Genomic DNA, 21563 nt, shown 5'->3' with positions numbered 1-21563 from the left:
TATGGCCAAAAATATTCAATACGATGAACTCTGTCGCGATGGCCTTCGGGCTGGCGCCAATAAATTAGCCGATGCGGTTAAAGTCACCTTAGGGCCGAAAGGGCGCAATGTGGTGATTGATAAAGGTTATGGTGCTCCAGTGATTACCAAAGATGGCGTTACGGTCGCTAAAGAAATTGAATTAGAAAACAAGATTGAAAATATTGGTGCGGAAATTATTAAAGAAGCCGCCTCTAAAACGAATGATGTCGCCGGTGACGGTACAACCACCGCCACTGTGTTAGCTCAAGCCATTGTGAATGAAGGTTTAAAAAATGTTACCGCCGGTATCAATCCATTAAGTTTAAAAAGAGGGATTGATAAAGGTATGCAGGCCGTGGTGGAATATCTTAAAAAGAATCTCAGTAAACCAGTCACTACCAAAGAAGAAAAAGCTCAAGTGGCGTCAATTTCAGCCAACGATAATGAAATTGGTACAATTATTGCTGAAGCGATTGATGAAGTGGGTGATAACGGTGTTGTGACAGTTGAAGAATCACAAAGCTTTGGTTTACAGAAAGAAAAAGTAGAGGGCTTACAATTTGATAAAGGTTTTGTCTCCCACTACATGATCACTAATCCAGATCGCATGGAAGCTGAATACCGTGATCCATATATATTAATTACCGATAAGAAAATTTCTTCAGTTTCTGAAATTGTTCCTCTTTTAGAAAAAGTGGCTCAGGCCGGTAAAAAAGAATTGGTCATCATTGCCGAAGATGTCGACGGTGAAGCGCTGGCTACTTTAGTGGTGAACAAACTCCGCGGTACCTTCAACACTTTGGCGATTAAAGCCCCTGGGTTTGGTGATCGCCGCAAAGAAATGTTAGAAGACATTGCCGTTATTACCGGTGGTCGTGTTATTACCGAAGAAGTTGGTTTGAAACTTGATCACGTTGAGTTAGCTGATTTAGGTAAAGCCAGTAAAGTAAAAGCTACCAAAGAAAATACCACCATCATTGAAGGTAAAGGTGATAAAACTGTATTAGCTAACCGCATTGCTCAAGTTAAAAAGATGATTACCGAAACCGATTCAGATTTCGATCGTGAGAAATTACAGGAACGTCTAGCTAAATTATCTGGTGGTGTTGCCGTGTTACGAGTGGGAGCCGCGACTGAAACTGAAATGGAAGAAAAGAAACATCGCATTGAAGATGCCCTGTCCGCTACTAAAGCCGCGATGGCTGAAGGGATTGTAGCTGGTGGTGGTACCGCTTTGATTCGAGCCTTACCAGCCTTAGATGGTTTAAAACTCGATCATGAAGAAACCATTGGTTTAAATATTCTGCGCCGCGCTCTTGAAGAACCACTCCGTCAAATTGCTCAAAATGCCGGTTTTGAAGGGTCGGTCGTGGTAGAAGGTGTTAAACAACGCCAGGGTAATATTGGCTTTAATGCCGCCACTGGTGAGTATGTTGATCTTGTTAAAGCTGGTATTATTGACCCAGCTAAAGTAACTCGATCAGCTTTGGAAAATGCCGCCTCGGCTGCTTCTATGTTGCTCACCACTGAAGCTGTCATTACTGAAATCCCCAAGAAAGATGAACCAGCCCCAATGCCAGGTGGTATGGGCGGCATGGGTGGTATGGGCGGAATGATGTAAACGTGTTATAATAATTATTATTAATAAATGTAATCAATCCAAATTATTATGGATAACAAAAATATGAGCGAGGTCAAGTTTGACCCCAAAGATGTTGAGGAAAACAAAGTCATGGCTTGTTTAAGCTATGTTGGCATCTTGTTCTTGATTCCAATGTTAGCCAAAAAGGATAGTAAGTTCTGCCAAGAACATGCTCGCCAAGGAGCTGTAATGTTCGTGGCCTTACTCATTTCTGTCATTCCAGTAATCGGCTGGTTATTGGGCGTCGTTGTCTTAGTATTAGATGTTATTGCCGTCGTCAATACACTACAAGGCAAATATTGGAAAATCCCAGTCGCTTACGACCTCAGCCGGAAATTCAATTTTTAAATCCACACCGGCAAATCGCATAAATGCACGGGACGAATATTATTCGTCCCGTGCATTTTTTTTTATTTCTCGTCGTCTTGAGGGTCAGGCGTATCCATGGCACCTTTTTCACCTTGGGCGACTGCTAAATAAATATCGACTTTAATTTTAGCCATCAATTCTGGCCGTTCCCGTAAATACTGTTTGGCCGTTTCACGACCCACCCCTAATTTATCTTCTTTATACACATAGCTGTTGCCTAATTTCTCGATCACTCCAAACTGGACACCAGTTTCGAGTAGATCACCCGCCAAAGAAATACCTTCGTTGTACATGATATCAAACTCAGTAGTTCTAAATGGTGCGGCCACTTTATTTTTTACAATCTTGGCTTTAACACGGTTACCAATAATTCTATCCCCTTGTTTAATTTGAGCTGAGCGCCGCACTTCAATGCGCACTGAGGCATAAAACTTCAAGGCCGTACCACCGGTCGTGGTTTCTGGGTTGCCAAATATTACACCAATCTTTTGGCGAACCTGATTAATAAATATTACCGTTGTACCACTTTTACTGACAATCGGGGTAAGTTTACGTAATGCTTTGCTCATTAAGCGAGCCTGAGCACCCATCTGTATATCGCCCATCTCTCCTTCTATTTCAGCTTTTGGCGTTAACGCTGCGACCGAATCAATCACTATAACGTCTACCCCACCAGACCGCACTAAGGTTTCTACAATGTCTAAGGCTTGTTCACCACTATCTGGCTGTGAAATTAATAATTCTTCGACATTAACACCAATGCGTTTGGCATATTCCGGGTCGAGGGCATGTTCCGCATCCACAAAGGCAGCTAGACCACCTTTTTTCTGCACTTCAGCCACAATGTGTTGAGCCAAGGTAGTTTTTCCGGATGCTTCAGGACCATATAATTCGATCACGCGTCCTTTGGGTACGCCACCAATGCCTAAGGCTAAATCTAGCGAGATACAACCAGTTGGAATTGCTTCTACTTGCATTTGGCTAGCCTCGCCCATCTTCATAATAGCACTGTCACCGAACCGCTCACGGATCTGCTGAATGGCGGTTTCGGCTGCTTTTTGTCTTGGATTATTAGCTGATACTTTAGTTGCTTTTGTCATAAATTTTATTGTCGTTTGATTAATTACCTAATTATTTTTTATCAACGTAAACTTGAACGTACTGAATGTTTGACTGACTGCGTTTTGTTTTAACTTCAATTTTTAATATATTATTACCTTCTTGGAGAGACATTAGTTGGCTAAAACGACCATCTGGTAATACTGGAATCACTTGTTCGTTTATAGACACTACCGCTTCCGGAACGGTTTGTCCAGCCACAGTTATTACTCGATCGACGTAGGCAACTTTAGGCGGCATTGTCTCTAAAGTTACTACCGGTGGCTCAATACTATGGCTAATTTCCAGTGCGAAATATGTGCCAATGGCGAGCACAACGAAGAGCATTAACAGCCCAAAGACAACTGTCCAGATACGTAATGGCCGTTGGGTCAAATACCGTTTTAAGGTTGGAATGGTTGGTTGACGTTCGTAAACTTTTAGTTCAGATAATAGCAATGGTTCTACTGTAGTAAAACTCACTCCTAATATTTTTACGTAGCGCTGAACATAATTTTTTACAAATACGGCACTGGGTAAATCTGTATACCGACTCTCTTCAATCGCAGTTAAGTATTCGGCTTTAATCTGTAAACGCTGGCTAATATCGGCAATAGTGAAACGACTTTGTTCACGCACACGACGCAATTTTTGACCAAGCGTTTCACTATTGGTAACCGCTCGCTGATTAAACGTTGGTAGTGTCATCTTCGTCAACTGCTTCAGGTGTGGGAATATCTGTGTCAGTAGACACGGACATGATTTCACGTGGTTTAGCACCATCAGCCGGGCCAATAAAACCTTGCTCTTCCAAAATATCCAGTAAGCGCGCCGCTCGGGCATACCCTACCCGCAGACGTCTTTGCAGTAAAGATGCTGAGGCTTTCTGTGAATCGACAATCACCTTTTTGGCAGCGGGTAATAATTCATCATCGGCCTCGCTATCCATAAAGGCTTGTGGTAAGGCACCGGTCTTGCCCCGTTCCACCACCTCAGTATCGTAATCCGGCTTACCATTGTCTTTTAAGTAAGTGACCACGTGACTAATCTCTTCTTCCGATACAAAGGCACCTTGTAAACGACGCGGCTTAGATGAGTCGGTACTCATATAAAGCATGTCCCCTCGTCCTAATAGTTTTTCGGCACCAGACATATCAAGAATGGTGCGTGAATCAACCACCGATGCGGTTGAAAAGGCACAGCGCGTTGTGATATTGGCTTTGATTAACCCAGTGATAACATCAACCGACGGACGTTGCGTAGCCAATACCAAATGAATACCTACTGCCCGAGCCATTTGAGCTAAACGAACAATCGCGGCTTCAACCTCACGTGGTGCTGTGGCCATCAGATCAGCTAATTCATCAATCACAAACACTATATAAGGTAAAGTTTGCTCAGGATGAGCTGTATTATAGCCAGCAATATCACGCTTTTTAGCTTGAGCGAGGACTTCGTATCTACGATCCATTTCGTTTACCGTCCACTGTAAGGCATTGATGGTTTTTTGCACATCCGTAATAACTGGTGTCAGTAAATGCGGAATGTCATTGTACATACTAAACTCAACTCGTTTTGGATCAACTAACACGATCTTCAAATCATCGGGTCCGTTCTGATAAAGCAAACTGATCAGCACTGTGTTCATACAAACCGATTTTCCAGAACCGGTGGCACCAGCAATTAACATATGCGGCATGGCAGCTAGATCACCAACAAAGGCTTTACCAGAGACATCTTTACCAAACACTAAAGTTAGATTGGTTTTACGTTGTCTAAACTCATCTGATTCAAGTAGTTCTCGCAACCCCACTTGAGCTGCCTTAATATTTGGTACTTCCACGCCAATTAATGATTTCCCAGGAATTGGTGCTTCGATCCTAATTGGATGAGCCGCTAAGGCCAAAGCTAAATCATTTTGCAATGAAACAACTTGGGATACTTTTACACCTGAGGCTGGACGAAAACTATATTGTGTCACAGTTGGCCCAACACTGACCGGGCCTAATTCAACATCAATCCCAAAGTTTTGCAGTGTGCGCACAATTATCTCTTTATTGTGTTCAATATCACCACTGGTCGGCTTACCTTTATTACTAGATAATAAATCTAAAGGTAAATCGATCTTGCGATGATGTTTTGGTATGCGCACTAGTTTCATTTGTTTACCTTCTTCTGTATCAATGATCTCTTCATCCAATGCATCGACACTATTTTCTGTGTAATCTGGTTCAGGTTCATCAGTTGGCAATTCATGAATTTCCTCCACTGCTTCGACCTCAGTCATGGCTTCTTCTTTAGCAATGGCTAATCTTTGTCGAGCACTACCAAAAAAGGCAACCACAAACCGCAGTGTCTTACCTAACATGGTACGTGCTGGAATGTGCTGAATAATATTCAACAATGAAGCATTAAAGACAATCAGGATAGAAATGAGAATGAAGGCTACGAATATTACCACCGCCACCCCCACACTAGCCATAGTTCTGAACAGGTAGGTTAAAGCCGTACCCACATAACCACCAGCTTGCGGTTGAACAATATCAATTAGGCCAAAGATACCCACCGCCATTATTACCATGCCTGTGATAAATAATGGAGATAATTCCAATTCGGCGTCTTTTGGTGCCAATAAATGATAAACAACAATGAGTAGCAAAATCGGTACTATATATCGACCTAATCCCACTACGGTGGTTAATCCGGTATTGAAATAAACACCGATGGTTCCGGCTAATCCGAATAAACTCAAGATCGTAATGAGAGCTAAGGCCAGAATAATGATACTTAACACGCCACGACGGGTGGTTTGATCCATCATTGGCTCACTAGCTCGAGCTTTTCCACTTTTCGATTTCTTCGCCATAGGTTCGGACTATATCATATTTTCAAGGTGCCGTCTACGCAAAAAGCGCCCTTTTCAGCGCTTTCAAGATGACGATATCATAAATTTTATGATCGGTCAAGAAATATAGTTACTCAATAGTTATTTTTACTCTGGTATCTAATGCTACGGCTACTTTATTCAGAAAAGCTAAACTGGGATTATACTTCCCAGACTCCAACCGAGCGATGGCAGATTGTTTAGTGTTAATTTTTTTAGCCAAAGCTGTTTGAGTGAGTTGTTTGGCTATACGTTTAGAGATTAAAGATTCAATTAAAGCAAACTCTGGTCCCAGTGCATCGTAGGCTTTTCTTACCTCAGGATCACGTAATACTCTTTCTTTAAATTTCTTATATTCCATATAAGAATGATTATAACTTATACGTTATAAACTGTCAAATAAATGGTAGATATTGTTTAGGTTTCGTTGATTAATTTGATTAGATTTCTTAATAAATCCATAAAACAAAATGATAAAATCATCTTTAAATGTATAAACTAATCTGACTTCCTGTTTACCTCTAATTCGTAACTCAAAAATATTACGGCCAATTCTTTTGCTATGCGGCATTCCTAATGAGTATTGAAATTTTTCTAATAAATCAATTGTTCTAGAAACTTTAGCCATTGTAGACGTTTCTAGGTTTTGAATAAAATCCTCAACAATTGGTTTGGTATGTAATTCCATAACAACACAAAAAGCGCCCTTTTCAGCGCTTTCAAGATGACGATATCATGAATTTTCTAATCGGTCAAGAACAAATATATATCAAAACCAGTAGAGACACAAAACTAACGTAGGGGTAATTCATGAATTACCCCTACGTTAGTTTTGTTTATTTATATTTGTTTCCTATTTTTTATTCTACCAAATCCAAGGTTAATTCATTGGAATAAACGCCACAGGCACCATTTACATAAGTGCAAACCCGAGCGTAATAAGTACCGGCTTCAGTGACATTAAGATAACCATAGGTCGCATCGGCACCATAATAGGTGTATGAATCACCATCGCGGGTGGGATATTCTGGATGGGGATTCTTTGACCAGACTAATTTATAACCATTCTCAGAATAACCATCGGCTACCCAAGATACTTTCTTGCCCTCAACATAACTCAAAACTATACTTTCAACTTCATTGGTTGCCTCTAGAGTAACCGTAACTTCATTGGAATAAACACCACAGCCACTACCAGTATAATTACACACCCGCACATAATAAGTACCGGCACCATCAAAACTGGTTAAAGTAGCCAAACTAGTATCAGCACTAACATATTGATATTGATCCCCCGTTCTGGTTGGATAAGTTGGATGCTCATTTTTTGACCAGACTACTTTGAAACCATTCACCGCATCACCGTCTACTACCCAACTGACATTAGACCCATCAACTGTGACAGTAATAGATGCCACCGGTTTAGTTGTGACTTCAACTGGTTCGGAATAATCACCGAGTTCACCACTGGCAATAGTACGAATACGCATTTTGTAGGCCGTGTTTGGTTGTAACTCTGTAACCACAACTTGTGATTCTGGTGTCCGGACTTTTTTCACTAACTGATTATTGGCCTGTTTCATGACGCGCACTTGATAACCGGTCACAGTATCTAACTGACTATCTGACCAATCGAGTTTTACCCGATGGGCAAATTTTTTTTCAACAGCCACATTCTGCACTGCGGCCGGTTGTGTATTAGCTAAAGCTGGCACAGCCACTGTGGCTGCGAACAAGATACTGGCAATATATTTATACATAGTTCCCTTGTTAATAATTATTCCCACTCAATGGTAGCAGGTGGTTTATTGGTGACATCATAACAAACATACTCAACCTTTGGAAGTTTTAATAACTGTTTGGTTATCTTCTTTAAACTCGCTCTGGGCATGGGGTAAAAATTTACCGTCATAGCTTCTTGTGATTGAATTGGTCGTAAAACTATGGTTTCACCGGTCTGATTTCTGCCAAACGGCACCAGTACTACGGGAAATTGCCAAATATCTTTGGTGAGTTTATCTTGCCGCATGACTCGTTGTACAATGTCATCGGCTTGTCTTAATAAATCCAATCTAGCTTTAGTTAGATAAGCGGGATGCATTTTGGCTTGTGAGATATTTTTACCTGCTACCAGCCAAAGCACACGATTAATATGAAACACTTCATTGGTTAAACGCACAGATAATTCATTGAGTTGCGACCAAGTTTTTGGTTTAGTAATAATGGCGGGATGTTTGTAGGATCGTTCATCACCCTGTACGCCCACTGATTTCATTGGCAAAATCCCGGCAGCGACTACCGGATTCTGACCATCGGAACATAATGTGCGAATCGCTAAACCAGGCCCGGGAAAAGGTTGACGTTGTAATAAACTCGTGGCTATGCCCAGTCTTTTACCGATCGCGCGCACTTCATCTTTATAAAGATTGCGTAATGGTTCAATTACTTTCCCATCTTTAATCATTTGTTTAATCAAATCTATTTGATTATGATGAGTTTTAATTTTATCAGCGTGTTTGGTACCACCAGATTCGATCGTATCTGGATAAATTGTACCTTGACCCAATATATAATTATCCAACAACAACATTTTTTTTATTTCTTCATTGGCAATCTCAATAAACATTTCACCAATGGCCTGACGTTTTTTTTCTGGATCAGTCATACCAGCCACAGATTGCAAAAACCGCTCTGAGGCATCCACCATATGCATATTACCGAAACCGGCTTTTTTCAAAGCGAAAAGAACTTGCTTACTTTCATTTAAGCGCATAAAACCATTATCGATATGTAAACCATAAACCCGTTTCTTGCCCAAGGCTTTTTCTAACAAAGCAAAAGTTACAGTCGAATCGACTCCGCCGGATAACAACACAAAGACTTGTTTATGGTTTGGTATAGTTTTTTTAATATCTTTAATAATCTCTTGTTCAATCTTCGCTATATTCCAATCGGCGCGCACCTGACAAATTTTAAACAAGAAATTCTCCAACATTTTTAAACCATGTGTGGTGTGATGCACTTCCAGATGGTATTGAAAACTCCAGATTTTTTTGGTGGGGTTAACCATGGCGGCCATGTCGCAATCTGCTGTTCGACCAATCACTGTAAAACCAGCCGGAACTTGGGTAACTACATCCCAATGGCTCATCCAAACTCTTTGTTTTTTAGATAGACTGGTAAAAATAACATCGGGCTGAGTGATTGTTAGATCAGCCTGACCGTACTCTTTGGTTTTACCTTTGGCCACTTGACCACCAAAATGCAGGGCAATTAATTGATGTCCGTAACATAAACCTAAAATCGGTACCTTAATATCGAACAAACGATGATTATATGGCACAGCATCTTCCGCAATAGTACTCTTGGGCCCACCGGATAAAATTATACCTTTGGCATCAGCGTATTCAGTAGGATTTGTATCGGGTGTAAATATTTTCGCTAGCACGCCATGCTGCCGAATCCGGCGCGCAATCAGATGAGCAAATTGTGAACCAAAATCGATAACGGCAATGTATTGGTGAGACATATTAATGTAAAAAGGCTCTGTGCCCGGTAAATACCATGGCAATATTATGCTCATTAGCTGCTTCAATCACGGCAAGATCTTTCACTGAACCACCCGGTTGAATAATGGCACTAACTCCGGCTTTGGCTAAAGCATCAACGGAATCTCTAAAGGGGAAAAAGGCATCCGACGCCAGCACGGCTCCTTGGGTTTTATCGCCAGCTTTTTGTAAAGCAATATTAACAGCCTCTATCCGAGACATCTGACCGGCGCCTACTCCTAAGGTTACCCCATTTTGTGCTAGAACAATCGCATTGGATTTAACATGTTTACATACTGTCCAAGCAAATAATAAATCTGATACCTGCTCTTTGGTAGGTTTATTATCAGTGACAAAAGACAAATTATGCTCAGTAATAATTTTTGTGTCGGTGTCTTGCACTAAGGCACCACCTAATATTTTGCGCGTTTCCCAAGTTCCGTCCGGTGGAGTTAAAGCACCTAGTTTTAACAAGCGCACATTGGGTTTTTTATTCATCACCTCAACGGCTTTGTCTTCAAAATCCGGCGCCAGAATTATTTCCACAAAAACTTTACTCAATAATTCTGCAATCTCCACCGTACACGTTCGATTTAAAGCCACGACCCCACCAAAAGCCGATAGGCTGTCTGTTTCATAAGCTTTAGTAAAAGCGGTTGTAATATTATCAGCTACTGCCGTACCACACGGATTAGTGTGTTTAATAATCGCTGCGGCGGGTTGATGAAATTCAACGATCAAACGTAAGGCAGCATCAGCATCCATGATGTTGTTATAGGATAATTGCTTACCTTGTAAAATATCGGCTTGCACAATACTGCTGCCATGAAATAAAGGTTCGGCATAATACGCAGCGGCTTGATGTGGATTTTCGCCGTACCGTAAATTGGCCACTTTACGATAACCAAAACTGAGTTCGGTCGTAAACACGCGGGTTTGATTCATGTAATTAGCAATCATAGAATCATAGTACCCCGTATGCGCAAAGGCTTTTTGCATTAAGTAGTAACGAGTTTGTTCAGACACAGTTTGATTTTGTTTGAGTTCATCTAATACTATAGAATAATCTAATGGGTCAACTACTACGATAACATCGTGATAATTCTTCGCCGCTGACCGCACCATGGCTGGCCCACCGATATCAATATTTTCAATACTAGGTTTAGACTCAAATGGATATAGATTCACTACTACCAAATCTATCATTTCAATATGATGTTCTTTCGCCGCAGCCATGTGCACCGGATTATCCCGCACCGCTAAAATACCACCATGCACATTGGGGTGGAGAGTTTTTACGCGGCCATCCATCATTTCTGGAAAGCCGGTCAGATCATCAATGGTGCGCACAGTCACGCCAGCGTCCGCGAGACGTTTCGCGGTACCACCAGTGGAGACAATTTCTACTCCTAATTCGATCAATTCACGAGCCAATTCTTCAATGCCAGTTTTATCAGAAACACTAACTAAGGCGCGTTTAATCATGTGCCCAGCATAGCGGAACTAGCCAGATTAAACAAGTTATCCTATACTGAAGTAAAGAGATAAGTTTTTAAAAATTAAGGGGGAGAAAAAATATGAAAAAAGGACTTTTGCTCGGTATCATTTGTGGCTTGGCTCTTAGCTTAAGCTCACAACCAGTCAGTGCCGCGACATTATTTTTTGACGATATGGAAAGTGGCGTGGGTAATTGGACCAGTACTGGCCAATGGCACCTCCAGGCTAATCCAAATGATGTGGCCATTTCAAGTGACATTAACCCAGCTTTGGTATCATTGCCTGATTTTGGCTACTTACCATCGGCCTATTCGGGTGATTATGTCTGGTGGTATGGCAGTAGTGCAGATGGCACATTTTTAGGTGACTGGACTTTGGCTGATCAAGTGGAAAAAAATGGTGGCTGGTCAGCTCTATCAAATTCTGGAGAACTAGTCAGCCAATCAATTGATCTAACAACAGCTGCTAATGCTGACTTAACTTTTTGGAGCTGGTGGGAAATAGAAGGTGTCGATGTTGATCGTTATGATTTAATGGATACCTACGTTACGACCGATGATGGCGTCACTTGGGCTAAAGTAGTTGGTATGAACCCAATTAATGATGTTGATGGTGAATCATTTAAACCATATAGCTCTGGCGGTTTGGGTGAAATTGGACAATGGATTCATACGCAAGCTGATTTGTCGGAGTACGTTGGTAGTACCATAAAACTCAAATTCAGTTTTGATACGATGGATGAAAAATATAATGGTTTTCGCGGCTGGCTGATTGATGATGTGCGCATTACTGATGATGCTTCCGTTAAACCATCTTTCGATTCTCAAACTGCTCAAGCCAGTGAAAGTTGCGGTGGTGATAGTGGTGGTGCTATAGCGACACCGGCTAAAATGTATTTATATCGTGCTCAACAAGTCCAGGTGGAAAGTTCTGGTGATTGGTACATTACCCCATTTGGGTCTGATGATTATGTGACTTCTGGAACAGCCGGCATTAACAGTGGTGTCTTCTTGAATGCTGGTTACTATATACTTTGGGTAAAACTACCAGCTGGCCAAACCTGCCCAGATGCTACTACTGTCAGTGGAACAGCCAGCTTTTATGGTGGACCCGGCCAAGCCACTGCGCAACCAAGTGGTTTAGTTTGGTTATATGGCAATAATTTCTTAGCCAACTCAACTGTATCGTTTATACCTGGTTCATCCAGTAGTGCTGCCATCCGTTCTATTGTTGAAGCTGATACCGTGGCTGTTGTGAGCAGTACAGAAATTCAAGTCACTGTACCAAGTTCATTAAGTAACGGTACATATGGCATTCGCGTTACTTCACCCAGTGGTAAACAAACGACTGTAGCAAATGCCTTAGTTGTGACGACAGATACAGCTCCAACTATTTATTCAGTGTCACCGGAAACAGCTGATGATAGTACGGCTACCACTATTACCATTAGTGGCTCCGGCTTTGTGGATGGTGCAGTCGCAGCCATTGGCGGTGTACCATTAATTGATCTAACCGTGACCGATACTGCCATAGTTGGTTTGCTACCCAGTGGTGGATCCGGTGGTTTTCAAAATGTTGATGTGATTAATCCGGATGGTCAAGAAGCTGAACTAATTGGTGCTGTCTATGTTAACGATGTTGGTACGACTAGTTATTCGCCAAGCGGTACTGCTCTGACTGCTCCAGCCAAAGTAAAACATGTGACAGTTTCAAAAGAAACAAGCAAAGGAGCACAAATTCGTTGGCGCACTGTTGCCGGAGCCGATCTTTATGTGTTGCAAATTAAACATGGTAACAAACTAAAAAAACAGGTTATCACAACCAAACACCAACTCACCGTTAAAGGCCTCACCGCCGCCACTGCCTATAAGGTTCACGTGCGCGCTGTTGGTACCTATTTGGGTGGCAGATATTCTAAATTAGTTCCTTTCAGTACGCTGAACTAAGACTTAATATAGATACTATCTCCCACTACTTTTGTGGCAAACCGACGCTGGTCGCGTCGTGCTGGACCGGTAACAACATGGCCGGTAACAACATCAAACTTTGATTCATGCCAAGGACATTGAATGGTCGTTCCGTTCAATGAGCCTTGGCAAAGTGGCCCACCGGCATGACTACAAACATTATCGATGGCATAATACTGACCTTTGATGTTGAATATGGCAACTTGTAATTGACCAACGCGAGCTAAATATGGTTGCCCCATTAGCACTGCAGAAATTTTAGCCGCCTGCACCCAGCCACTGGTTTTAACCCGAGCACTCACTGGTTTGAAATAATTATATAACCGTAACCCCACCGCCCCCAGCGCGGTTATAGCATAAAACATCCAGAGATATTTCAAATTACTAAAGCGTACATCGCTGCCGATAAACCAACTGTGAATCCAGACTGAAGTAAATACAACATAGTTCGCTAGATGAATATATAACCAAATGTGTTTTAGTCTTTTCCATTTCATCAAAATGGCTGTACCGACTGTGCTACATAATAATATTAACTGAAAATAACCTAAATACAGAAACGGTATACGATCTAAATAGCTGGATAAACCATAACTATAAAGAATTAGAATAGGATGAAGTAAAGCAAATAATAAAGCCACCACACCCTCGGCACGATGATACGGTTCAATCCAAGTAAATACCCGGCGCCATACCCACATCCCCGCTCCCAATACGATTTGTGCCCACACCAATGTAAAGGCGTACAAACCAACCAAGGGAAAAATGTTTATCTGCCAACCAAAGCCACCGCGATCTTGATAAAATATTACCGCCGGAGTGATTAAGGCAACACCATAAATTAAAAATAACAATAACCGGGTTGGCCATTTCCACCAACCTTGTGTCATAGGGTTTGAAGTGGTCAGGCGAGCTAATGTTTGTTTAGTACGTTGCAATGTAAAGTTCTTCGACACTATTTCCTGACTGATTAGCTGCGCCGCTACGGCACTGCCCACCATACCATTTCCAGAAAATCCACAGGCCAACCACACCTGTTTTGGATAATAGGGATGCGGCGTAATATATGGTAAACCATCACTAGTTTCAAACAAACTGCCCGACCAGCGGTGCGTGACAGTAAAATTTCCTGATAAGTTTTGTTTTGCCCAATCTTCTAACTGCTGATATGGAGTCTGCGCCGGTTGTGGCTGCCAACCATATCGATCCGCACCACCTAAAATGATGGTGCGCTCATTTACCTTGCGATAATAATGATACGGCTCAGCACTGTCCCAAAATTGCCCATCCGCCAAGGTGACAGGTTTATCATACTGTAAGGCAATCACATAGGATAATCTAGTTTCAAATAAATGATGCCATTCCGTCAGTGTGGCCGGTAAACCTGTGGTGACAATAACTTTCTGTGCAGTAACTTCCCCCTCACTAGTATTTACAAGTACGTTTTTTTTATTTACTTTTATACCAGTAACAACTGTCTGTTCGTAAATTTGTAATTTTTTGGCTAAGGCAAAAATGAATTTACGAATGTGCCATGAGCCTTCTTGATTAAATTGTATATTATTATCTTTCCATTCCGCCTGGTGATCAAGTTGTTTAACAATATTCCATTCAGCGAGCAAAGCGGCACTGTTTGGTATATTAGAATAATGCCGTGACGGTGCAGACATAAAATCACAGTCGATCTGTTCAGCTTGAATGAGTTTAAATAATAATTTCTGCGCGGCACTATAGGTTTCATAAATATCTCTCACCCGATTAATACCATATTTAGTGGTTAATTTTACTATGTCAGTATCTGGAATACGATTCAAAAAAGCCGTGGTAAATCCTGTATCACCGGTACCAATATGGTTTTGTTCCAACACAACAACAGTTTTGCCTTGTTTGGTTAAAAGATAGGCGGTCAATATACCGGACATGCCCCCACCGACTACAACTACATCAACAGTTTTATCACCCGTCAATTTTGGAAAGTGTAATTTATCTGGTATGGCTTCAAACCAGTAAGATGGATAATTCATTAATGGCTCGTAATAATAATTTCTGTTCGGCTTGTTGGACGCGGGCTTTAAGAGTTTCTGGAGTATCATCTGGTAGCACCGGCACGGCTTCTTGACCATAGATCGGGCCGGCATCCACCTCGGTTGTGACATAATGTAAAGTACAACCGGTGACTGCGTCTTTATTCTTTAATACTTCGGCATGTATGTTCATGTTCATACCACCGGCATATTTAGGTAGTAATGAAGGATGAATATTTAATATTTTATGCTCAAATTGTTTTATAAAATTAGGTGATAAAATTTTCATGAAACCAATCAATAAAATCAAATCAACCTGGCGTCTTTTTAAGACTACTAAGGCTTGCTCTTCAAAATTATCCTCAAACGATAAAGCCTCGACCCCAGCTTGCCGAGCTTTATCTAAAATACCGGCTAACGGTTTATTGGATAACACCACCACAATGTTAACCTTAGCATCAAGCAAAGCCTGAAGATCGGCGCCTTGGGTTGAACCAAGCACAGCAATATTAAGCATAACGAATGGTTTTTAACATTTGCACACGGCTAGAAACTAAAGCGGCTGTACCAATATCCGCTCGATGGAAAACAGGCCCAGTAATTTTTTTAATTTCTTGCTCTACTTTTATCTCAGCTTCAGCCAAAGTAGTACCGGTAGATACTAAACCGATCGCGCGTGAACCAGCCAGCTGTAAACCTTGGGTGGTAGTATTGACCGCTCCATAAAACAGCTGCACTTGTTTAGTATCAACTCGCGACACATCAATCAATTGATCCTTAACCGGATGCTCTGGATACCCGGCTGGTACAACATATTTACACACTGACGCTAATGGTAAAAATTTTACCGTCAGTCGATCTAACGATCGATTAACAATGGCTTGGGTAATAGCAATGAGCGGTGTATCTAACAACGCCAGTAAGTTCATCACTTCAGGGTCACCAAAGCGTACATTATATTCGATTAAACGAACACCGTCGCGTACGGCCATAAAACCACCATACAGAATTCCTTTATATTCTTCGCCGCAATCTTCTTGAATAGCCTGAATTGTTTTCTCATTAATCTGCTGGGCAAGTTTAATATCATGTTCATTAAGAAATGGCAGACTATGATTAACATCGGTATAAGACCCCATGCCGCCAGTGTTTGAACCTAAGTCGCCTACCTGCGCTCGTTTATGATCTTGCACAGCCGGCATATGGATTAAATGTTTTCCATCACAAAAACTCATTAAAGAAAATTCTTGCCCCACAAGCTTTTCTTCAATAACAACTCGCTCACTGCCAGTTGAAAATAATTCTGTACAATATTGTAGTGCCTCTTCACGAGTTTTAAGTTGCTCCCCCAGCACCCGCACACCCTTACCGCCAGTTAAACCATCCGGTTTAATCACCACATTATCATGATACGACCACATGTAGTCACTAATACCATCTAATGTGGTAAATACTTTAAAAGCCGGTGAAGCGTTAATATCATATTTTTCCAATAACTTCCGGGTATAGGCTTTGGATGATTCCAGTTGAGCTAATTCTTGGGTTGGCCCAATACAGGCAATCCCAAACGCCTCTAAAGCATTCACTAGACCACTTGCTAAAGGTGCCTCTGGCCCAATCCAAACTATCGTGACATGTTGTTCTTGGCACCAAGTCAGCACCGCCGTGACATCATTAACATCACCTAACATAACCGCCTGACAGAGTTGTTTCAAACCAGGATTATCAGTTGCACCAAAATTGAATAATATTACATCCGGTTGTTGCGCTAATTTCCAGGCCAGCGCATGTTCTCTGGCACCACTCCCAATAATGGCAACATTTATATTCATGATTTATCGCGTAAGCGTTGTTGCTCAATTTTGCGTAACACCGCTGGTGTGACGTCTGGGGTAGGATACTGTTTGGTCCAACAGGCGGTACAGAAATCTTGCGCCGGACCTTTGTCTATTTTTACCGCCTCAATTAAATCAGCAATGGTTTGATAAAGTAAAAAATCTGCCCCAATATATTTACGAATCGCTTCAATGCTGCCGCCCACTTGGTTAGCCACTAATTCTTGTCGCGTGGGCATATCGACGCCATACACACACGGTGATATAACCGGTGGTGCCGCTGATACCATATAAACTTTTTTAGCCCCAGCCTCGCGCAACATTTTAATAATCTCCCGCGAAGTATTACCGCGCACAATACTATCATCCACTAACAAGACATTCTTCCGGCGAATTTCTAAAATCTGCGGGTTTAACTTTCTCCGGACAGATTTTCTTCGATTACCAGACATAATAAAAGTACGCCCAATAAATTGATTCTTATATAAACCCTCACGGTAGGTTAAGCCTAACCTCTGTGCTAATGCTAGAGCCGCCGTATTAGAAGTAGCCGGAGCTGGCACTACTACATCTATTTTTAAGTCTGCTAAATACGGTTGTAAGCGATCGGCTAATTTTTCTCCCATGCGTAACCTAGCTTTGTAGACACCAATATTATTTTGAATTGAATCTGGCCGAGCAAAATAGACATACTCAAATAAACACGGTTTCCATTTACCCGGTGTCACCACGCTACGATGCAGTTGATGATGTTCATCGATATATACCACCTCACCCGGTTTGACATCATCGATATATTTAAAATCCAACATCGTAAACATCACCGACTCAGATGCCACAATGTATTCCACGTACTTACCGCGCCCGCGTTTACCAATCATCAAAGGACGAATCCCTAATGGATCACGCCAGGCCACCATCCCATGATCGGCAATACAGGCTATGGCTGAGTAGGCACCGTGACAGCGTTTGTGTACGGCACGCACTGTTTGATAAACCTGTTCAACCATGGAACCATCGGCTCGTTTCATCAATTCCTGAGCAAACACGTGTAACATGGCTTCAATATCACTGTTGGCATTAAGATTAACTAAATCTTCGGTTCTTAATTCTTGTTTAAGAGCGGCGAAGTTAGTGATGTTACCATTAAACACTAGGCTAATGCCGTAGGGCGCACTAACCGTAAACGGAGCCGAATCTTCCATGGACATACCGCCAGCGGTAGCATAACGAATAAACCCTAACCCCATATGACCACGCAACCGCTGAATCGTAGAGAGATGAAACACGTCACGCACTAAACCCAAAGCTTTTTTGGTATGGAACTGACCATCGTATGTCACCATCCCGCAGGCATCATGGCCACGATGTTGCAAACCAATCATGCCGTCGTATAAATCCAGATTAACTGAAGTATTTTTTTTACCGTAGATACCAATCACTCCGCACATGTTACAGTTTGGCTAGTTGTTTAGATAAACCGCTGTAGTTGGCGGGCGTGAGTTTTTTTAAATTTTGTTTTGTCACAGTTGGGATATCTAGTTGATCGATAAACATGTGTAAAGTCATCTTATCAAGTTGCTGACCTTTCGTTAAACGTTTAAGTTGTTCATAAGGTGTGGTTTTACCTAATTGACGCATCACTGTTTGAATTGGTTCAGCTAACACTTCCCAATGTTGGTTCAACTCATGCTGTATAGCCGGTTTATTGGGCTCAACCCGCGTCAGTGCTTTTATGGTATTACGCACGGCTAATAAACTGTGCGCGACCGCGACACCCTGGTTGCGCAAAACCGTACTGTCGGTTAAATCGCGCTGCAAACGAGAGATGGGTAATTTTTCGGCGAGATGATTTAATAAAGCGTTGGCCACACCGGCATTACCTTCACTGTTTTCAAAAAATATCGGATTGATTTTATGTGGCATCGTCGACGAACCAATTTCTCCGGTAATGTGTTGTTGCACAAACAAGCCACGAGCCATATACAACCACATATCTTGATCCAAATCTTTGATAATAGAATTTATTAAACTAATAATATGATACGTTTCCACCAATCGATCATGTGATTCAATCTGAGTGGTGACTGGATTAAATTCTAAACCCAAACTCTGGACAAATTTTTTACTAAATTTTAGCCAATTTATTTTTGGATAGGCAACGTGGAGAGCTGCCCAGTTACCGGTGGCTCCACTAAACTTACCAAATTGTTTGATCTGCCGTAATTGATCATATTGCCGTTGCAGGCGTAAGACAAATACATTTAGTTCTTTACCTAAGGTAGTGGGTGTGGCGGCTTGGCCATGGGTTAAGCTCAATAAGGCTAAACTGGCATTATGCCGCGCCGCTTTTTTTAGCTGGTAAATTAAATTTTTTAAAGCCGGCAGATACACCTGCTTAAGACTATCACGCAACATTAAACTATAAGCCAGATTATTTATGTCTTCGCTGGTTAAACCAAAATGAATCAATTCTAAACGATTCTTTAAACTAGTTTTAGCCAGCTGATTTTTTAAATAATACTCAATGGCTTTAACATCATGGCGCGTGGCTTGTTCGATGGTTTTTATCTGCTCAAGTTGCCGATCAGTCACTGTTATGTCCTGTAAAAACCTAGCCTCGGCTTTACTGAGTTTGGCCACTGTTTTGGTGAGAGCAATAAAATACTGTAGCTCTATCCGGACGCGATAGCGCATTAAAGCCGCTTCAGAAAAAAATGGCCGCAACACCGCTAAATCGTCGGCGTAACGACCGTCGCTTGGGCTGATGGCGTGTAAAGTAGACAGTTCTCCCATAAGGAGTCTTATTCTACCAGAATCGCCGATACTTGGCTAACTCTTGTTCAAGCTGCACCCGCCGCTGCTGGAGTCGATTATAATCCGCCTGCGCTTCTTTAGTTTCTACGAGTAAATTTTGGCTAACAAACCGATCAATCTCCTGTTTAATTTTAACCATCTCTCCCTTCACCGCATCTATCCGTCCGGTCAGTTCTTCAACCTTTTGTTTGGCTTCACTGGGAAGCATTTTAATAGTTTTTAATTATTTCATCAGACAATTCTACTGGCAGAGTTGTTTCAGTATAAGTTGTACCTTTCACATAACCAGATGATTTATCAGCTGATACTATCGTATATAATGATTTTCCTTCCTTATTTGTCCGTGTCCCGACACTAACTATTACCCTACCTTTACGACCTAAATTTATCTCGACATTATCCGGTGAAGTTTCAGGTTTTTTATTTAATATCTCATTTTGTAATTTAGTTACATTTCTAGCCGCTTCTTTGGCATCGGACATATCTTTAGTTATAGTCGACACTGTTTCACCTTGAGCGGCAACTGTTTGATCTAACCCTTGTTTTAACTCAAGTGGCAAATCCGTTAAGTCACGTCTGAATATTTGCCCAACTGTAACAATATTATCTTCATCAGATGATACTACTTCAGCTACTTTCCAACCTTTATTTGGTTTAGCACTATCAACGTACTCAAATCTAACTACCGAGGTTGTTTTCTTTTTTTCATCAGATACAGCCAAGGCACCTGGTTTTTGATATAAAGAATATAAATCGGCCATTTTTAATATATCTTCTACTCCAAAATTTTGTTGAAATCTAACAAAATTTTTATCGACTAGTGCACCCTCCGCTACAGATTTAGGACTAAGTAAAAAATCCATGACGGGTTTAAAATGATTTCTAGTTGCAGCCAACTCCTCTTTAACAGCAGCCGGTGAGTCATCACCCATTCTAACTTCATCTTGTACTAATTTATTCCATCTATTTTGTACAGCGTCTAAGATAGCCGGTGTCGCTTCTCTATACACATCATCAACATTACTATTATCCAGGACTTGATCGTGTGGATTGTAATACATAACTTTTCCATTTTCCACACGAAAATCCAATTCACTAATATCAACCCGAGTCGGCTCAGTTTCTCTGCGTGCTATAGGAATATGTGCTTCTTGGGCTACCATAAATAAATGTTTATTAAACTAATAAATAACTATTATTGTTTTTGAGTTTACTAGAAAAAATGCGAAAAGTCAAGCTAAAATAAAGCCTGCAAACTAGCTGACGAATTTACTTTGGCTTTCAATACAATGGCAGTGAGTTGTTTTATTACTACATTATTATTTATTCTATGCAATTTTATGGCTTGTCTTTTAGCTGAAGTAGACAACATTTCACCTTTAGTTAATATATGATCAACTGATAATGATAGTGAGGATAGTTTAACTGTTGTGTTGTAACGTGTGGCGATAACTATTTCTTCAGTGGTATCGTTATAAAAATTATAAACGAGTAGTTTACTGTTTTGTTGCGCTTGACCACGAATGGTTATCTTTTGTATTACACTACCATTGGCTATGTCGATTAATTCCACAACTCGACCAGTTTTGTTTAAAGCAATAATATAGTTACCATCATTAATTAAGGCAGCCACTGGTTTACCAACTCCAGAAAAAATCTTAAACGTGGCCGTTGTGCCATCTGCATAAGTAATAATGATATTTCCATTATTCAAAGTGGTAACACTAGCTGCCGTGTCTGACACGACCGGAATTTCTGGCTCTGGTGTTGGCTCTGGTGTTGGCTCTGGTGTTGGCTCTGGTGTTGGCTCTGGTGTTGGCTCTGGTGTTGGCTCTGGTGTTGGCTCTGGTGTTGGCTCTGG

19 protein-coding genes are annotated in these 21563 nt (G+C 41.3%); 3 read left to right on the top strand and 16 right to left on the bottom strand.

Translation table 11 applies throughout. The annotated features are described in order from the left end of the window. Position 1: 1 nt before the first annotated feature. Complete coding sequence (gene groL / locus WCV88_02020) at positions 2-1642, top strand: chaperonin GroEL (protein ID MFA6474958.1); 1641 nt, start codon at positions 2-4, stop codon at positions 1640-1642. A gap of 48 nt (positions 1643-1690) precedes the next feature. Then, positions 1691-2011, top strand: a complete 321-nt coding sequence (locus WCV88_02015) for a hypothetical protein (protein ID MFA6474957.1) — start codon at positions 1691-1693, stop codon at positions 2009-2011. Positions 2012-2073: 62 nt separating this feature from the next. On the opposite strand, the gene recA is transcribed toward WCV88_02015, so the two are convergent. The 8 genes from recA to purH all read right to left on the bottom strand — a co-directional run bounded on the left by recA (position 2074) and on the right by purH (position 11047). Continuing rightward, entirely contained in the window at positions 2074-3132 is a 1059-nt protein-coding gene (gene recA / locus WCV88_02010) for a recombinase RecA (protein MFA6474956.1), read from the bottom strand. 31 nt (positions 3133-3163) lie between these two features. Then, positions 3164-3838: a helix-turn-helix domain-containing protein gene (locus WCV88_02005; protein ID MFA6474955.1), complete on the bottom strand. Its 675-nt coding sequence runs from the start codon at positions 3836-3838 to the stop codon at positions 3164-3166. Continuing rightward, positions 3819-5996, bottom strand: a complete 2178-nt coding sequence (locus WCV88_02000; GenBank protein MFA6474954.1) for a DNA translocase FtsK 4TM domain-containing protein — start codon at positions 5994-5996, stop codon at positions 3819-3821. Before WCV88_02000 ends, WCV88_02005 begins: the two co-directional genes overlap by 20 nt. A gap of 109 nt (positions 5997-6105) precedes the next feature. Beyond that, positions 6106-6375, bottom strand: a complete 270-nt coding sequence (locus tag WCV88_01995) for a helix-turn-helix domain-containing protein (protein MFA6474953.1) — start codon at positions 6373-6375, stop codon at positions 6106-6108. Between the two features lie 24 nt (positions 6376-6399). Then, complete coding sequence (locus WCV88_01990) at positions 6400-6702, bottom strand: type II toxin-antitoxin system RelE/ParE family toxin (protein ID MFA6474952.1); 303 nt, start codon at positions 6700-6702, stop codon at positions 6400-6402. A 172-nt stretch (positions 6703-6874) separates the two neighbouring features. Further along, positions 6875-7774, bottom strand: coding sequence for a fibronectin type III domain-containing protein (locus tag WCV88_01985; GenBank protein MFA6474951.1), 900 nt, complete (start codon positions 7772-7774; stop codon positions 6875-6877). Between the two features lie 17 nt (positions 7775-7791). Further along, positions 7792-9543 carry a glutamine-hydrolyzing GMP synthase gene (gene guaA, locus WCV88_01980; GenBank protein ID MFA6474950.1) on the bottom strand — a complete coding sequence of 584 codons (1752 nt, stop codon included), beginning with the start codon at positions 9541-9543 and terminating at the stop codon, positions 7792-7794. Position 9544: 1 nt separating this feature from the next. Continuing rightward, the gene (gene purH / locus WCV88_01975) at positions 9545-11047 is read right to left on the bottom strand and encodes a bifunctional phosphoribosylaminoimidazolecarboxamide formyltransferase/IMP cyclohydrolase (protein ID MFA6474949.1); all 1503 of its coding nucleotides are present in this window, start codon (positions 11045-11047) and stop codon (positions 9545-9547) included. Positions 11048-11139: 92 nt separating this feature from the next. Here purH and WCV88_01970 point away from each other — a divergent pair, with 92 nt between their 5' ends. Then, positions 11140-13005 carry an IPT/TIG domain-containing protein gene (locus WCV88_01970; protein ID MFA6474948.1) on the top strand — a complete coding sequence of 622 codons (1866 nt, stop codon included), beginning with the start codon at positions 11140-11142 and terminating at the stop codon, positions 13003-13005. On the opposite strand, the gene WCV88_01965 is transcribed toward WCV88_01970, so the two are convergent. The 8 genes from WCV88_01965 to WCV88_01930 all read right to left on the bottom strand — a co-directional run. Then, positions 13002-15050 (bottom strand): FAD-dependent oxidoreductase, encoded by a 2049-nt coding sequence (locus WCV88_01965; GenBank protein MFA6474947.1) that lies wholly within the window; start codon positions 15048-15050, stop codon positions 13002-13004. The two genes, WCV88_01970 and WCV88_01965, sit on opposite strands and share 4 nt — an antisense overlap. Then, positions 15025-15567, bottom strand: a complete 543-nt coding sequence (purN, locus tag WCV88_01960; GenBank protein MFA6474946.1) for a phosphoribosylglycinamide formyltransferase — start codon at positions 15565-15567, stop codon at positions 15025-15027. Before purN ends, WCV88_01965 begins: the two co-directional genes overlap by 26 nt. Then, entirely contained in the window at positions 15560-16882 is a 1323-nt protein-coding gene (purD, locus tag WCV88_01955; GenBank protein ID MFA6474945.1) for a phosphoribosylamine--glycine ligase, read from the bottom strand. Before purD ends, purN begins: the two co-directional genes overlap by 8 nt. Next, positions 16879-18336: an amidophosphoribosyltransferase gene (gene purF, locus WCV88_01950; GenBank protein ID MFA6474944.1), complete on the bottom strand. Its 1458-nt coding sequence runs from the start codon at positions 18334-18336 to the stop codon at positions 16879-16881. The genes purD and purF overlap by 4 nt, the downstream gene beginning before the upstream one ends. Before the next feature lies 1 nt (position 18337). Beyond that, complete coding sequence (purB, locus tag WCV88_01945; protein MFA6474943.1) at positions 18338-19681, bottom strand: adenylosuccinate lyase; 1344 nt, start codon at positions 19679-19681, stop codon at positions 18338-18340. A 13-nt stretch (positions 19682-19694) separates the two neighbouring features. Further along, positions 19695-19910 (bottom strand): hypothetical protein, encoded by a 216-nt coding sequence (locus WCV88_01940; protein MFA6474942.1) that lies wholly within the window; start codon positions 19908-19910, stop codon positions 19695-19697. A 1-nt stretch (position 19911) separates the two neighbouring features. After that, complete coding sequence (locus tag WCV88_01935) at positions 19912-20865, bottom strand: hypothetical protein (protein MFA6474941.1); 954 nt, start codon at positions 20863-20865, stop codon at positions 19912-19914. 74 nt (positions 20866-20939) lie between these two features. Then, on the bottom strand, positions 20940-21563 hold a 624-nt coding region (locus WCV88_01930), incomplete at its 5' end, for a hypothetical protein (protein MFA6474940.1).

This window comes from Patescibacteria group bacterium (assembly GCA_041665365.1).
Taxonomy (GTDB): Bacteria; Patescibacteriota; Patescibacteriia; order UBA9570; family UBA9570; genus UBA9570.
Note: the sequence above shows the minus strand (reverse complement) of the source record. Positions and strands in the feature narration are given on the sequence as shown.

Excerpts from the sequence above, each read along its gene's own strand:
- groL (MFA6474958.1), top strand. The coding sequence starts at position 2 with ATGGCCAAAAATATTCAATACGATGAACTCTGTCGCGATGGCCTTCGG.
- WCV88_02015 (MFA6474957.1), top strand. The coding sequence starts at position 1,691 with ATGGATAACAAAAATATGAGCGAGGTCAAGTTTGACCCCAAAGATGTT.
- recA (MFA6474956.1), bottom strand. The coding sequence starts at position 3,132 with ATGACAAAAGCAACTAAAGTATCAGCTAATAATCCAAGACAAAAAGCA.
- WCV88_02005 (MFA6474955.1), bottom strand. The coding sequence starts at position 3,838 with ATGACACTACCAACGTTTAATCAGCGAGCGGTTACCAATAGTGAAACG.
- WCV88_02000 (MFA6474954.1), bottom strand. The coding sequence starts at position 5,996 with ATGGCGAAGAAATCGAAAAGTGGAAAAGCTCGAGCTAGTGAGCCAATG.
- WCV88_01995 (MFA6474953.1), bottom strand. The coding sequence starts at position 6,375 with ATGGAATATAAGAAATTTAAAGAAAGAGTATTACGTGATCCTGAGGTA.
- WCV88_01990 (MFA6474952.1), bottom strand. The coding sequence starts at position 6,702 with ATGGAATTACATACCAAACCAATTGTTGAGGATTTTATTCAAAACCTA.
- WCV88_01985 (MFA6474951.1), bottom strand. The coding sequence starts at position 7,774 with ATGTATAAATATATTGCCAGTATCTTGTTCGCAGCCACAGTGGCTGTG.
- guaA (MFA6474950.1), bottom strand. The coding sequence starts at position 9,543 with ATGTCTCACCAATACATTGCCGTTATCGATTTTGGTTCACAATTTGCT.
- purH (MFA6474949.1), bottom strand. The coding sequence starts at position 11,047 with ATGATTAAACGCGCCTTAGTTAGTGTTTCTGATAAAACTGGCATTGAA.
- WCV88_01970 (MFA6474948.1), top strand. The coding sequence starts at position 11,140 with ATGAAAAAAGGACTTTTGCTCGGTATCATTTGTGGCTTGGCTCTTAGC.
- WCV88_01965 (MFA6474947.1), bottom strand. The coding sequence starts at position 15,050 with ATGAATTATCCATCTTACTGGTTTGAAGCCATACCAGATAAATTACAC.
- purN (MFA6474946.1), bottom strand. The coding sequence starts at position 15,567 with ATGCTTAATATTGCTGTGCTTGGTTCAACCCAAGGCGCCGATCTTCAG.
- purD (MFA6474945.1), bottom strand. The coding sequence starts at position 16,882 with ATGAATATAAATGTTGCCATTATTGGGAGTGGTGCCAGAGAACATGCG.
- purF (MFA6474944.1), bottom strand. The coding sequence starts at position 18,336 with ATGTGCGGAGTGATTGGTATCTACGGTAAAAAAAATACTTCAGTTAAT.
- purB (MFA6474943.1), bottom strand. The coding sequence starts at position 19,681 with ATGGGAGAACTGTCTACTTTACACGCCATCAGCCCAAGCGACGGTCGT.
- WCV88_01940 (MFA6474942.1), bottom strand. The coding sequence starts at position 19,910 with ATGCTTCCCAGTGAAGCCAAACAAAAGGTTGAAGAACTGACCGGACGG.
- WCV88_01935 (MFA6474941.1), bottom strand. The coding sequence starts at position 20,865 with ATGGTAGCCCAAGAAGCACATATTCCTATAGCACGCAGAGAAACTGAG.